The 14,434-nt window shown below is 48.3% G+C and carries 13 protein-coding genes and 2 pseudogenes; 7 read left to right on the top strand and 8 right to left on the bottom strand.

Translation table 11 applies throughout. The features are described 5' to 3' along the window. Position 1: 1 nt before the first annotated feature. The 3 genes from OLMES_RS20570 to OLMES_RS20580 all read right to left on the bottom strand — a co-directional run bounded on the left by OLMES_RS20570 (position 2) and on the right by OLMES_RS20580 (position 2,660). A complete protein-coding gene (locus OLMES_RS20570) occupies positions 2 to 814 on the bottom strand; it encodes a DUF4126 family protein (RefSeq protein ID WP_087462988.1) in 813 nt (270 codons plus the stop codon). Positions 815 to 887: 73 nt separating this feature from the next. Then, positions 888 to 2,228 carry a dicarboxylate/amino acid:cation symporter gene (locus tag OLMES_RS20575; protein WP_087462989.1) on the bottom strand — a complete coding sequence of 447 codons (1,341 nt, stop codon included), beginning with the start codon at positions 2,226 to 2,228 and terminating at the stop codon, positions 888 to 890. 186 nt (positions 2,229 to 2,414) lie between these two features. Next, positions 2,415 to 2,660, bottom strand: a complete 246-nt coding sequence (locus OLMES_RS20580) for a GrxA family glutaredoxin (protein ID WP_087462990.1) — start codon at positions 2,658 to 2,660, stop codon at positions 2,415 to 2,417. 223 nt (positions 2,661 to 2,883) lie between these two features. Between OLMES_RS20580 and potA the strand changes: the two genes are divergently transcribed. From potA to OLMES_RS20600, 4 genes are read left to right on the top strand one after another with little or no spacing between them, the layout of a single operon-like run. Then, positions 2,884 to 3,993 (top strand): spermidine/putrescine ABC transporter ATP-binding protein PotA, encoded by a 1,110-nt coding sequence (gene potA / locus OLMES_RS20585; RefSeq protein ID WP_087462991.1) that lies wholly within the window; start codon positions 2,884 to 2,886, stop codon positions 3,991 to 3,993. A gap of 7 nt (positions 3,994 to 4,000) precedes the next feature. Beyond that, positions 4,001 to 4,876 carry a spermidine/putrescine ABC transporter permease PotB gene (potB, locus tag OLMES_RS20590; RefSeq protein ID WP_087462992.1) on the top strand — a complete coding sequence of 292 codons (876 nt, stop codon included), beginning with the start codon at positions 4,001 to 4,003 and terminating at the stop codon, positions 4,874 to 4,876. After that, positions 4,863 to 5,633, top strand: coding sequence for a spermidine/putrescine ABC transporter permease PotC (gene potC / locus OLMES_RS20595; RefSeq protein WP_087462993.1), 771 nt, complete (start codon positions 4,863 to 4,865; stop codon positions 5,631 to 5,633). Before potB ends, potC begins: the two co-directional genes overlap by 14 nt. An 18-nt stretch (positions 5,634 to 5,651) precedes the next feature. Further along, positions 5,652 to 6,710, top strand: a complete 1,059-nt coding sequence (locus OLMES_RS20600; RefSeq protein WP_087462994.1) for an extracellular solute-binding protein — start codon at positions 5,652 to 5,654, stop codon at positions 6,708 to 6,710. Positions 6,711 to 6,748: 38 nt separating this feature from the next. On the opposite strand, the pseudogene OLMES_RS29060 reads toward OLMES_RS20600, so the two are convergent. Next, positions 6,749 to 6,838: pseudogene (locus OLMES_RS29060) on the bottom strand (SEC-C metal-binding domain-containing protein); the annotation flags it as partial. A 57-nt stretch (positions 6,839 to 6,895) separates the two neighbouring features. Next, positions 6,896 to 7,474: pseudogene (locus tag OLMES_RS20605) on the bottom strand (UPF0149 family protein); the annotation flags it as partial. Between the two features lie 181 nt (positions 7,475 to 7,655). On the opposite strand from OLMES_RS20605, the gene pdxH reads away from it, so the two are divergent. After that, positions 7,656 to 8,300 (top strand): pyridoxamine 5'-phosphate oxidase, encoded by a 645-nt coding sequence (pdxH, locus tag OLMES_RS20610; protein WP_087462995.1) that lies wholly within the window; start codon positions 7,656 to 7,658, stop codon positions 8,298 to 8,300. A gap of 25 nt (positions 8,301 to 8,325) precedes the next feature. Then, positions 8,326 to 9,117 (top strand): SIR2 family NAD-dependent protein deacylase, encoded by a 792-nt coding sequence (locus tag OLMES_RS20615; RefSeq protein ID WP_087462996.1) that lies wholly within the window; start codon positions 8,326 to 8,328, stop codon positions 9,115 to 9,117. A 108-nt stretch (positions 9,118 to 9,225) separates the two neighbouring features. Here the strand turns inward: OLMES_RS20615 and OLMES_RS20620 are convergent, their stop codons facing one another. Further along, on the bottom strand, positions 9,226 to 10,770 hold the full coding sequence (locus OLMES_RS20620) for a methyl-accepting chemotaxis protein (RefSeq protein ID WP_087462997.1): 1,545 nt from the start codon (positions 10,768 to 10,770) through the stop codon (positions 9,226 to 9,228). Between the two features lie 54 nt (positions 10,771 to 10,824). Beyond that, entirely contained in the window at positions 10,825 to 12,138 is a 1,314-nt protein-coding gene (locus OLMES_RS20625) for a sphingomyelin phosphodiesterase (protein WP_087462998.1), read from the bottom strand. Between the two features lie 273 nt (positions 12,139 to 12,411). Here OLMES_RS20625 and OLMES_RS20630 point away from each other — a divergent pair, with 273 nt between their 5' ends. Beyond that, positions 12,412 to 13,509 (top strand): response regulator transcription factor, encoded by a 1,098-nt coding sequence (locus tag OLMES_RS20630; RefSeq protein WP_087462999.1) that lies wholly within the window; start codon positions 12,412 to 12,414, stop codon positions 13,507 to 13,509. 59 nt (positions 13,510 to 13,568) lie between these two features. On the opposite strand, the gene OLMES_RS20635 is transcribed toward OLMES_RS20630, so the two are convergent. After that, complete coding sequence (locus OLMES_RS20635) at positions 13,569 to 14,300, bottom strand: DUF4124 domain-containing protein (RefSeq protein WP_087463000.1); 732 nt, start codon at positions 14,298 to 14,300, stop codon at positions 13,569 to 13,571. Positions 14,301 to 14,434: the final 134 nt, after the last annotated feature.

Raw genomic sequence — 14,434 nt, forward strand, 5'->3', positions numbered from 1 at the left:
CTCAATCGTGACCCTGGCGTGGTGCGGGGTCACTTGATACTTCAACCTGAAGTATGCGCTGTTTTTCAAGTTCAAACTCGGCTTGGGTCAGCACACCGTCACGCAATAAACTTTGCAACCGTTCAAGTTGTGATATTCGGTCCGGTGCTTCTCCCACGGCTGAATGTGCTCCTCCAACAGAAGCACTCGAGCTCGGCTCCGCCTGTGGTCTGATCCCTAAAAAGCGCGCAATTTTGCGAAAAACAGCCCGAATGAAACGCCAGAGTTTGGGCAATAACCAAATAGCCAGAATGATAAACAGTAACAACGCGGCAAGGAACCAAACCGGGTGATTTAACGCCGTCCATAGTCCAGCGACGACCATCACGTCTTCTAAAATTGACGCGGTCCAGTTCGTTACGGGCTCCGGGGATGTATTAATCGCCATCCGCGTTCCGGCCTTGGTTGCATGAGATGTTGCAGCCAGAGAGCCACCGAGGATACCTGCCGCAATCTCGAGCGCAGGGGTAACATCCCCGACTGCACCGGCTGCCAGCATTGCACCGGCAGGAATGCGCACAAAGGTGTGGAGTGTATCCCAGCCGGAATCAACGCCCGGCGTTTTATCGGCCACAAATTCAACCATATACATCAGGCTAGCAGCACCGATTACCAATGGATTTTGTAACACTTGTAGATCCGGTGGTAAATCAATATTCCCGGTTGCACCGCCCAATCCCAGGACCAATAGTGCAGCGTAAAGATTGATACCGCTCGCCCAAGCCGCCCCCATTGTAAGAGACAAGGTCGCTAGCAGCGCCTCATAATGTTCCATGCAGTTAACCTCTAATGTGCTGGCAATACCGGAATATTAACGCGCTGTAGCTGAATGTAAACTGAATCCGAAGCTAACTTTTCCAGTAATCCAGAGGTTGTTGGTCATCAACCACCGGCAACCACCGGTCCATCACACAGCACGCCGTCATATCTCCAGACACATTGATTGCTGTTCGACTCATATCCAGAATTCGGTCGACACCCAGAATTAGTGCAATTCCAGAGCCCGGAACACCCACACTCGCCAATAATGTCGCCAAAATAACAATCCCTACCCCAGGTGTACTCGGTGCGCCAATAGATGCCCCGACCGTCGTAAGCATCAACAAAATCATCTCTCCAAAGCTCAAATCAATGCCAAACACCTGTACCAGAAATAATGCCGCTACAGTCTGATACAACGCCGTACCATCCATGTTTATGGTTGCCCCTAGCGGCACAACGAACTGCCCTATCGCCGGTTTTACCTTCAACTCCTGCTCAGACGTCCTCAAGGACAAGGGCATCACCGCCGCAGAACTTGATGTCGAAAATGCCAGCAATTGAACCGAGCGGATAGACTTCAGAAACGCCAGTGGCGAGCGGCGCGCAAAGACCTTCACGATCACAAGGTAGCAAAAAAGCAATATAAGCAAACCTGAGATTACGGTAAACACATAGACCGACATCCCCAAGAGCGCATCCCAGCCGATCTTGATGGTAATTTCACACAACAGTCCAAATACTGCATATGGTGCCAACATCATGGCCCAACTGACGACTTTCATTGCAATAGATTGCACGCTGTCCAGGACCTGCAATAATAATTTTGCCTTGCGTTCCGGCAAAGCGATTAATGCCACCCCCATAATGATTGAGTAGACAACCAACTGCAGCATACTTTGATCAATTGACGCCTGCGCCATACTCTTCGGGAACAAAGATACAAGACGCTCAGGTACAGATAACCCTGAGTCCGGCTGGATCGTTTGCACACCTGGGTCTACAACCGCCAGTAACGCCCCGTCAATAAACTGTCCGGGATTGATCCAGACTGCCAGCGCGGCTCCGATGGTCACGGCCAGACAAGTCGTCAAGACAAAATAAGGGAAAATTCTCAAGCCGATGCGCTTAAGATAGGCCGGATCACCCGCGGTTGCGACCCCCAGCATGATCGAACTCATCACCAAGGGTATGACCACCATTTGAATCAAGGCCAGAAATATACTGCCCGGCAATTTAACCCATTCTGCCACCGTAACCGCGGTATCCGCAGCTAACCAGCCTCCCCCTTGTGGTGAAAGCATGGAACCCAATCCAACACCGGCAATCAGGGCGACAATAATCTGCGCCCAGAGCTGCCCACGAATCATGATTTTGATCGCTTTCAGACTGTTATCAAAAGGCTCATACCAGGCATGTGCTTGGGTCATAAATACTTCTCGATGATTCGGGGATATATAATGAGGGATAATGCAACGAGTTCCGGGAGAAAAGGCTAGCAGATTGAACCGGGAGAAAAAACGGGGTTAGATCAAGAATATGTAGAGTTTTCTTCTGTTCTAACGCTCAGCGCCAGCCAAATGCGGCAGGCGCTGAGCGTTAGAACTGAATCAAGTTCACGCAGCCAAAATTCGATCAAGGTACGCTTCCAAATCAGTATAACCACCGATATACTCGCGCCCGTGAAAAATTTGAGGCACTGTTTCCACAGTTTTACCGATGGTTTTCGCTAAATCCGCCTTACTGATACCGGCCTCATGGATGTCCACATAGCGGAAGGGGATCTGCTCCTGTTCCAGTCGTAATTTTGCGCGTACACAATAACCACAACCTGCGCGTCCGAAGATAGTATATGGTGTCATATTTAACTCTCCCATTCATTGATAGCAGTTGTTTTGGATGGGCTCATTATCAGGATCTGCTAATCTGGTTAAAAATCGTTTGCCCAAATATCAGCCATAGTTAAAATCAATGGAACTTTTTATCAAATTACGGGTTACAGGAAAGGGACTTATTGAGGATAGAAGCTGTATAAATATTAGGGTCTGTTGACCCTAAAGACCGAATTGTTTAGGAGGTAATGAATTGGCGAGTGGACAGCAGCAAACAAATGTGCTCACGCTTAATGGAATCAGTAAAACGTTTCAGACCCAGGATGTGCTCTCCGGTTTCGATTTAACCATCCGGGAGGGTGAATTTTTCACCATACTGGGCCCATCCGGTTGCGGTAAAACAACTATTCTGCGCCTTATTGCCGGCTTTGAATCCCCCGATGAAGGCGAGATATTGTTACGGGGATCAGATGTAACCGCTATTCCTGCGGAAAAGAGACCCGTAAATACCGTGTTTCAGAGCTATGCCCTGTTTCCCCATATGTCTGTATTTGACAACGTTGCGTTCGGTTTGAAAATGGCAAAAGTCAGCAAAACTGAAATCGACAAGCGAGTCACCGAGGCACTCGCAATGGTTCGGTTGAGTGAATTCGCACAACGCAAACCACACCAGCTTTCAGGCGGTCAGAAACAACGGGTTGCCATCGCACGCGCGGTGGTCAATCGTCCACAAGTGCTGCTTTTGGATGAATCACTCAGCGCCCTGGATTATAAACTGCGGCAACAAATGCAAATTGAGCTGAAACAGCTTCAACGGCAATTGGGGATTACATTTATTTATGTGACCCATGATCAGGAAGAAGCGCTCTCCATGTCGGATCGTGTGCTGGTCATGCACAATGGCCAACCCCAACAGGTTGGCACCCCCAGAGAAATATACGAAAGCCCGAACAACCTGTTTGTAGCGCGCTTTATTGGTGAAATCAACGTGTTCCCGGCACAAATCGAGGCCTCTCTGGGCGAATATCGTTACCGGGCGAACGTACAAAATCAATCCCGGGAGATTGTCGCGGATCGACGGTTCGAAGCCGGAGACGACGTACTGGTTCTGCTCAGGCCTGAAGATTTGCGCATCGAGTACCTGGAAGATGCACCCGACAAACCTGGCTTTCACGGCGAAATCGTAGAACGCAACTACACCGGAAAAACCCTCGATTCCGTGATTCGCCTGGCAGATGGTCAAGAAGTGAAAGCCAGCGAATTCTTCGATGAAGACGATCCGGATTTTGACTACAGCATCCGCCAGAAAGTCTGGGTAGATTGGGTCCACGGTTGGGAACACGTTATCAAAGCGGAGGTCTGAAGTCGCAATGCCAGGACTCAGAACAGTAAATTTCAGGCGAGTTGTCATACTACTCACTCTGGGGTGGCTGGGTATTTTTGTATTGCTCCCCCATTTACTCGTCGTTTTGACCAGTATCCTCACGCCTGACGCAGATCACTTAGCCGTCTGGCCATTGACACTGGATGCTTATAAACGGGTGTTTGAACCGATCTATGCCGAGGTGTTCTGGCACAGTATTACGTTGTCCCTGACAACTACGATCATTTGCCTGCTGATTGGTTATCCCTTCGCGTATTATGTCGCTCGTCTGAAACCCGTCTGGCGGGCATTATTGCTGTTCCTGATGATTATCCCCTTCTGGACTAACAGCCTGATTCGCACTTATGCCATCAAAGCCTTGCTGGGAAAGAAAGGCCTGTTCAACGAAATTATCATGGGACTCGGCTTGAGTGATGCCCCCTTACAGCTGCTCTATAGTGACTTTGCCGTAATCTTTGGTCTGGTTTATATTCTATTTCCATTCATGGTGTTACCGCTGATATCCAGTTTTGACAAACTGGACAACAGTCTCTTGGAAGCCGGGCATGATCTGGGTGCCAATGCATTCATGCGATTCTGGCATATCGTACTTCCGCTCACCATGCCTGGGGTTGTCGCCGGATGCCTGATTGTCTTTTTGCCGGCAATGGGGATGTTCTATGTTGCGGATTTACTGGGTGGCGCGAAGAGCTTGCTGCTCGGTAATGTAATCAAAAACCAGTTCCTGGTGGTGAGAGACTGGCCTTTTGGCTCCGCTTTCAGTGTGATATTGATTGTGCTGATGGCATTGATGCTCTGGATCTATTTCCTGAGCAATCGATATGTGCAGCGACAGGGGGGGTTGGACGATGAAAATCTTTAAAATTTCCCTGGTCGTACTTATATTTGTTTACCTGTATTTACCCATGGCGGTGTTGGTTACCAATTCATTCAATAAATCCAAATATGGGCATGAATGGAAAGGCTTCTCGACCAAGTGGTATGAAAAATTGTGGGACAACGATGCATTAATGCAAGCATTCAGCAACTCCCTGACCATTGCGGTTCTGGCAGCAACGTTGGCAACCGTGCTTGGAACACTGATTGCGCAGGGTCTTTACCGGTACCGATTCCCACTGAAAAAACTCTCCAGTGGCATGTTATTTGTGCTCATGCTGTCACCGGACATTGTACTGGCAATTACATTCCTGGTTATTTTTATCGCCATCGGCATCCAGCTGGGTTTCTGGTCTTTATTGATTTCCCATATCACTTTTTGTTTGCCCTTTGTCGTGATTACCGTGTATGCCCAGCTCAAAGATTTCGACCGAAACATACTCGAAGCGGCACAGGATCTGGGAGCAACGGAATGGCAGACATTTTACAAAATCATGTTACCCACACTGTTCCCTGCAATATTGTCCGGCTGGCTATTAAGCTTCACATTATCCCTTGATGACGTGATTATCAGCTCGTTCGTGACCGGTCCTGGTTTTGAAATTCTACCGGTTCGTGTTTTTTCAATGGTAAAAGTCGGCGTGTCGCCAGAGGTGAATGCCCTGGCCACAATCTTACTGGCAATATCGCTAATCCTGGTCGCGCTCATAACGCTCATACTGAAACGCAAACGCCTCGCTTGAATTAAGGAGCCTCAATAAATGAAATTATCATCCACTTTATACAAGTCGGTAACATCGATTGTGCTAGCCTCTGGGCTCGCCGCGTTTTGCACAGGTGCTCTGGCGGAGGGTAAAGTTGTTGTTTACAACTGGACCGAATATATTCCCGAAGGCATCACAGATGAATTCACCAAAGAAACGGGAATAGAAGTTGACTACAACACCTACGAAAGCAATGAGGTGATGTATTCCAAGATCAAGCTGCAAAAAGCGTCCGGGTACGATGTCATTGTGCCCTCCACCTACTACATTTCCAAAATGGCGCAGGAAGGATTATTAGCACCGATCGATAAAACACAATTAAACAACCTCAAAAACCTCGATCCCGCACTGCTGGATAAACCTTATGACCCGGAAAACAAGCACAGTATTCCGTACACTTGGGGCAGTACGGGTATCGGGATTAATGTCAGCGATATTGACCCGGCATCAATTACCGGTTGGCAGGACCTTTGGGACACGAAATGGAAAAACAGCCTGTTGCTCACAGATGATGTGCGAGAAGTGTTTCATATCGCACTGGCAGTAAACGGCCATTCCGCCAATTCCACAGACCCTGGCGAGCTCAAGCAGGCGTTCGAAAGCTTGCAAAAGTTGATGCCAAACGTGCTTGTATTCAATTCCGACGCCCCGCGAGAACCGTTTATGGCGGGAGACGTCAGCCTGGGTATGATCTGGAATGGCGAAGTGATTATGGCCCAGGAAGAAGATGACGATATCCAGTATATTTATCCCAAAGAAGGCGCTGCGTTCTGGGTAGATAGTTTCGCCATCCCCGCCAATGCAGAGAACAAGGAAAACGCCCACAAGTTTATCGACTTTATGTTGCGACCCGAAATCGCAAAACGTTGCATAGAATATACGGGTTATGCGCTACCCAATACCCCTGGGATTGCCATGTTGGACGAAAAAACCAGAAACAACAAAACCATCTTCCCGCCTGAAGAAATTATCGCCAAAGGTGAGTTCCAAAAGGATGTGGGTAAAGCAATCGAGATTTACAACCAGTACTGGGAACAGCTAAAAACCGGGCGGTGACGTCAGTTTACCCGCGCTCATACGGTCGATAACAGCAGTTATCGACCGCAACATTTCTTGTATTTTTTACCGCTCCCGCACACACACGGGTCATTCCGCCCGACCTTTTCCGTCTCACGAATAAAGGGTTCATGGGGTTCGTAATTTTCAAATCGCTGGACGGTCGAGCCTAATGTAAACAGCATATGGACAGCATGCTCCACCGCCTTTTGCACATCGTGCAAGTTGCTTTGCAATACTTCCGGCTCTTCAGCGCTTTCAAGCGCCAGTTGCCAATCCGCATAGGTGGCAATCACGGAAAGCGCGGATTGCACTTCCTCTGCAATTTTTGCCTCCCCCAACTCCTCAACCACAGAACGCCAGTCGGGTTCCGACAGTTGAAATCGATGTAAATACCCTTCACACCACTGCTGCATACGCTCGGGTGGTTCAGTGGCCTCGGCAGGAATCGGATAATCATTGGCAAAGGCAAGCGCCTCATCTTCCATCAGCGTGCGCAGGCCCGTCAGGACTTGACTCCAGGCCACATTCAACGCTTCATCAGTCACCCATAGTGCCGTGGCTGCATCTTCCCCATTGAATACGAGCTCGACCAGGTCGAGGTCGGAGCATCCCCCGGGACTGGAGATATGCGCGACCATTGCGCCCAGCGTCTTATCAAGACTGTAACAACCCTCATCGCGCTGTTCACTCGACAAAAACGAGTCAATGATGGTCAATGGTTCTAAAATAGCCTGGTAAGAAGGCAAAGCTTGGCTGGTCATGTTGAGATTCCTTGAAACGCGGATACCCGCTTATGCGACAAATCGGGTATTTGTAGTTCACCTATAACGCGGTAGTATAACGCAAGTTCGAACCACAGATCCAAAACCGAAGTTAAACCGTAAAGATACACAGTATTCCGGCGCAACGCTTAAAACAGAAAAATCAAGCGAGTAAATTAGTATGGATATAGGATCACTACGACGAGAGTACATGAGTCAGGGGCTCAATCGGGAAGATTTGGCGGCCAATCCGGTGGATCAGTTTGAGCGCTGGTTCACCCAGGCCAGTGAGGCCGATATTATCGACCCGAACGCAATGACCCTGGCCACCGTAAATGCTGAAGGGCAACCCTCCGCGCGGACCGTGTTGTTAAAGTTGTTCGATTACGAAGGCTTTGTATTTTTTACCAACTACGGGAGCCGCAAAGCCAAAGATCTTAAAGATAACGATAAAGTTGCCCTGCTTTTTCCCTGGCTGCAACTGAACCGGCAAATCCGCATTGAAGGTTGTGCCAGAAAAATCAGCTCCGCGGAATCGTTCAAATATTTCTCGACCCGCCCGCGCGGAAGCCAACTTGGGGCTTGGTGCAGCCAGCAAAGCGAGGTAATCAGCTCGCGGCAGTTTCTGGAAATGAGTCTGGCGAAAATGACGGAAAAATTCAAAGACGGCGAAGTACCCTTACCTGATTTCTGGGGTGGGTATCGTGTCATTCCGGAAAAAATTGAGTTCTGGCAGGGGCGGGAAAACCGCTTGCATGACCGCTTTGTCTACCGCCATGATGAAAACGAAAAAAATAACTGGCAAATAAACCGCTTGGCCCCCTAATTAACCAGCTCAGAGAGGCAGGCCCATGATCCAAGATGCCACAGATAAAGAATTAATCAACAAAGTAAGCGAGCTGATTGCACAATCCCAGCGCATACTGTTTATCACTGGAGCCGGAATCTCAGCTGAATCGGGACTGCCAACTTACCGCGGTGTCGGTGGGCTGTATGACCGCAATCTTACCGATGATGGTTACACCATCGAGGAAGCCCTCAGTGCTCAAATGATGGCGTCCCGCCCGGATATTACCTGGAAATACCTGTGGCAAATTGGCTCAGCCTGCCGACAAGCCAAACCCAACCGTGCCCATGAAGTGATTGCAGCACTGGAAAAACGGAAGCCGGAAAGCTGGGTACTCACTCAAAATGTCGATGGCTATCACCGAACTGCAGGCAGTGAAAACCTGATCGAGATTCATGGTCATGCTTTTGATTTACATTGCCCGACGTGCGCGGCAGAGTACACCCATGAAGCCCTTTTTGATGACACAGCGGACAGTGTTGATTTTCCCCCGCATTGTGATCAGTGCGGGGGTGTAATCCGACCGGATGTGGTGCTGTTTGGCGAGATGTTGCCGGAACAGAAACTACAGATATTGATGCGCGAATATATGAAAGGCTTTGAACTGGTTTTTTCCATAGGAACATCCGGTGCATTCCCTTACATTGTCGAGCCTGTAATCCGTGCAGCCCAACAAGGCATTCCGACTGTTGAAATTAACCCGGGTGAAACCCCGGTTTCGGAAATCGTGCAATACCGTCTGGAAATGCCTGCCGCTGATGCACTGGGTCAAATTTGGCAACATCTTCAGCAGTAATTCGACGATACCCCGATTTCTATAGTGATAGCATAGTCCAGACCAACATTGACTGGACGATTTTCAGCTTCAGCGAGCCCAAGTCCAATGGGCACGATTCACATGAAATTATTCAACCTTCATTTGCTGGACACGGTTGAATAATTTCTCGACCTGGGTCGTAATATCCCGTGTATTCTGAATCACTTCGGATGTATTCAAATCTGCAGTACGGGTTCCCTCCCGAATTTGTGCAATATTTTCGTTTATTTCCCGACTCGTCTGGCTCTGCTCTTCTGCGGCAGACGCGACCAGCATGCTTTTATCATTTACCTGAGCAACGACACCACTGACATCATCCATCGCCCGAGCAGCCTGCTCTGCAGCTGTGACACAGACATTGGTTTGCTCGTGACTCTGCTGCATCAAAACCCGAACATCATGTGCTGCAGAACGAATTCGCTGCACAACCTCATGAATCTTATCCGTCGACTCCTGGGAATGAATCGCCAGTTTTCTGACTTCATCCGCCACGACCGCAAATCCACGTCCGGACTCCCCGGCACGAGCAGCCTCGATTGCAGCATTCAGCGCCAGCAAATTCGTCTGATCTGCTATCGTGCGAATGGTACTGGTGGCATCTTCAATTTCGTGACTGTCACGATTGAGCATTTGAACGCGTTCCGAAGCTTGATTAACCTGCCCGGAAAGTTGATCAATGGCACCTTTGGATTCGCTGACCAATTGCGCTCCCTGATGAGTTTTGTCCGCCGCAATTGAAGATATTTGCTGGGTTTCAAGCGCCCGATCTGCAATTTCATTTGCTGCCGAGACCATCTGAGTCATTGCCGAGGCCAGCATATCTGTCTGTATTTGCTGTGCGGCGATGGACCTTGCAGACTGGTCACTGCAACCCGCTAATGAGAGTGAAGTTTGTTGCAACGTTTGCGCCGCTTCCCGTATCGCGGTCATCGTTTCCTGACGCCCAATTTGCATTTTATTGAAGGCATCAGCCATATCCCCTACTTCATCAGAACTGTCTATGGGAACTCGTGCTGTCAGATCTTTGTTTTGCTGCACATAAACCATGACCTGTTTGAGCTTGTTCACATGTCGTTCAATGAACGATATCAACAATTGCGAGGCGACTAATAACACGATCATCAGCACCGCGACAACCGGAGCATAATTGCTCGCGCGCTGTAGAAACAAGCCAAACAGGGTTGGCGAAGTCGAATAAGCCAGCAATATTCCGGAATGGGCCTCCAGTTTCATTGCCGACACGACGATGTTATCGGGTGCAAGAAACGCCTCAGGTTGAATCACCAGAACCTTTGTTTTAAAGCGGCCATTGGGCACCAGCTGTCTCCGTATTTCAGCGAGTACTGACGCAGGTAGCGCATCAGGATCTGCGGTCACTGACACGCCGTTTTGTAACCACAGTAAATTCTGCACCTCAGTGACGAATGCACCGAATACCGCTTTATCTACAGATCCAGACCACCGTTTGACCCCTTCTAACTGGGTTGTCTGTAATTCAGCAATTCGTTCGCTTTGGCCCTGAGTCTCGAAAATCAACGCAAAGATGACGATGCTCAACGTCACCAGAAAAGCGACTGCGTTAACCAGCCAGAACTTGTATTTGAGCTTTAGATTCAGGAGCAGTGTAACCATGGTGAATACCTGATGTCTTTCCGATAATGGAATGGCGATTTAGCCACAATCCCGCTACTGTACCGGAAAGACAAACTCACCTGCAACGGGATAGTGATCAGATAAATCCCAGGTTCCCCAGTGTTGGCTGGTTTGACTACGGGGCACCAACAACCCATTGGTCGCGAACAAGGGCTGCAGATGATCCTTGGAATACAAGACGTAGTCCAGGTATTCTGTATACTGATCATCCGCAAACACATTTACCGGTCCCGCGTAAGAGTGTGCATACTCACCAACGGCTGTCGGTTCTTCAGCGTTCAACAACTCCAGGAAGAAAAAATGCTCTTCTGGAAAGTGGATCTTATCAACATTGAAGTCACCCGCTAAAATGACCGGTTCAGACTCGGGTATATTCTTGCTTTCAATCAAGGTTTGCAGTTGTGCCAATTGAGTAAAGCGAATAGTAATATCTTCCTGGCTTGTATAGGCATGGGTATGCGTTCCGAACAGATTCAGCATTTGGCCCTGTTTATTGATCTTTGCATAGTTTATGCCCTTGGAGGCAAGACACCCGTCTGCTCTGCAGGCTTCATACACCTCTGTGTCCTCTTCCACAATGGGCCACTTGCTGGCAATAAAAGAACCGCCCGTCAGAATTTTACCGAATTTAAATGGGACAGAGGTGATGTAGGGGTATTCCTTTTGAATCTTGGCGCGAAAAATAGCGGCCAGAATCGGATCAAAAACTTCCTGGAATACAACAGCATCATACCCGGTAACATATTCTGCAATGGTATCCAGTCTATTGGCGGTATTTTTAGCCTCAATTCCAGGCAACAACGCCCAGGTATTGTAGCTTAATATCTTGAAGTGATTCGCTTGCGCTGCAGACTCAACAGGTTGCCAGTTATTACCAATCACATAATGAATATCATCACCGGACACCCGAGCATACTGGGATCGGAATGCCAGCTCCGAAGGTTTTCCATCGAAATCCTGGGCTATTCGGTGAATATCCCGATCATAATGCCAGGGATCATTTTCCGCGGACAACCACATCTTGCTGAAAGTCATCGTACCCACGAGTTTTTGGCGCATCACAAACTCACTAAACGCACCTGTTGCAGTCGTCGTAAAAAAATACTCCCTGCCCCATTTAATTCCTTCATCCCGGTTAAACCGTAAAAATTTTACCGTCGCCAATGGCGGTACAGTCGACGCCAATTGATCCCACTGATCGCCTTGGACAATATTATCATGCCCGGTTTGCCGGGTGTCTAATGTCAGCGTTTCCATCGTGCTGTTGGTGACATAAACGTACGACTCAGCGTAAGCAAAGCACGTCCAGAATGACAGCAACAGCAATAACGATTGATTAAGTCTCATGTTCAGGCCTCATTTTTTAAGTCGTTATTGTTTTAAATTGATTTAAAACGCGCATGATAGTCTTCACAGAGGAGCCTGAGTGAGGACAGAAAAAGACAGTTTCATTCACCAATTGAACCTTTGTGACGCATTTGTCATTTAACGACAATACTAATCGCTCCGAATTCAAGATGCAGGTAGCGTGCGCCCGGACGCCTAACTGAACAAAAATCACACACTCAAAAATTCAGTCTATACTCTTAAGGCAACAATAAAATAACAGGGATAGAGCACATGAAAACGATCCTGCTTGTGGATGATGATCCGGAAATCAGAGAAACCATTGCAGAACTACTTAATGATGAATATCGGGTTATCGGCAAAGCTTCAGGCGACGAAGCCCTCAGTGAGGCAAACACAAACCAAGGCATTGATATTTTTCTTCTGGATGTCAATTTGCCAGGCATCTCCGGGTATGAATTATGCCGGATGCTGAAAGAGAAACCGGCATTTGAGTACAGCGCCTTTATTTTTCTTTCCGGAATGGGGGGGGATGATGATATCGTCGAAGGTTTCGAAGTCGGCGGTGATGATTATATAGTCAAACCTGTACGGAGTCGGGAACTGATCGCCAAACTCCAATCCATCTGCACACTTAAAGAACGCACTCGCAGGGCACAAGACGATGCACAAATGGCGCAAAAAGTAGCCTTTAATGCGATGTCTGATTCCAGCCAGCTGGGTCGTGTTATTGAATTTTTGACCGAAGTTTCCGTAGCGGAAAGCACCGATGCATTAATGCACAGTTTATTCAGAACACTGGATTCTTTGGGCCTAAACTGCGAAATTCAGGTTCGCATGCCTGCCGAAACATTCACTTGTACCCCCTATGATATTTCTTCACCGCTGGTTGCCAAATTGATCGATCAAGCCTGGCAGCACGGACGGATTATAGATTTTCACCAGCGAACGCTGTACAACGCACCGCATATCTCGATCCTGGTAAAGAATATGCCGCTCGACAATCCGGATGAATACGGTCGGCTGAAGGACACACTTGCATCACTGGTGGTGGGTGCAGACACACGCCTCAAATCGTTGATGAACGAAAGCATCATCCGGCGTAGTAGCGATAAAATTGAAGCGTTAATGGGTGAAATCAAGGACAATGTCAGTCAGCAAAGCCAAAAAGCCCATCAACTGATGAATGATCTTTTTAACGATATGCGGGAAACCATGATTGTGACCGCGTTATCAGAAGAACAAGAAGATTATATCTTGAGTATGCTCGATACACACATCAAAGCGCTCGTGCAACTCGTAATGGATGGAGAGGCGGTCAATTCACAGTTACGTGAACTGTTCGAACTTATTCAACAATCCGAAAATTAACGATCAGGTTTGATTTTCCAGCAGCGCGAGCATCGCAAATTGCGGCTCGCGCATCGCGCTTAGTATCGCTCAAGCTTTCTGGATTCTTGTCGAATCATGCGCTCTAATCTGCGAATATCCGCACGGTATTCTCTGCTGCACTCTTGCCACCGGGAACGCAAGTATGCATTTTGGGAATCTGACGGATTATATTCGGGCTCTTGACCACAATGGTGAGCGCGTTTCAGCTCAATATCCCGGAGGTTCTGCTGCAATCGTCCCATTTCGTTTTGGGCATCAATTCGGGAATCCACTGAAGCCCGGTGCTGGGATTTTGCCCAGCTTATGGCACAACGCAAATCTCGTAATTCCTGACCGATCTCCTGGCTACCCTCAACCATAGACTGCGACCGGCTACTGCTGCTGCCATAATACCCTGAATACTTGGCAGACTGGGTATAGCTCGCCTGCTTATTCTGAAGACGCTGCTCTTTATACTCAAGCTGCCGCTCCCAACTCTCCAGGCGATTGGATACGTCTGCATAAAAATAATCGCCACGCTTCTCTTCAGAGGGCAGCGCGATATCCCCACAATATTTTACCAGCCCTTTGACAGAGATCGCGGTTTCACCCTGACCTCTGGTTTTTTTCTCTTCAACCTGAGTACCTTCAGTGGTTTCCTGTGGTGAGGGAGGGAACTGACTGAAGGTAACGTTGCCATCTTTATCAACAATTTTATAAAGCTTTCCGCCATGGCTCAAAGGGGAAAGCGTGAGCGCCAGAATAGCGGCGCATAGTATTGGACGATTCATTGCTTTATATCTCTGACTATTCCGTTATCTGTATCATCATGGGACCATTCCACATGAATGTTGACCAGAAAAAACTGACTCCTGGACAGATTATAGTTCAAGATAGAAAGAGACGTTATGATTGAACTGTAAAC

Origin of the sequence: Oleiphilus messinensis (assembly GCF_002162375.1) — a bacterium.
Taxonomy (GTDB): domain Bacteria; phylum Pseudomonadota; class Gammaproteobacteria; order Pseudomonadales; family Oleiphilaceae; genus Oleiphilus; species Oleiphilus messinensis.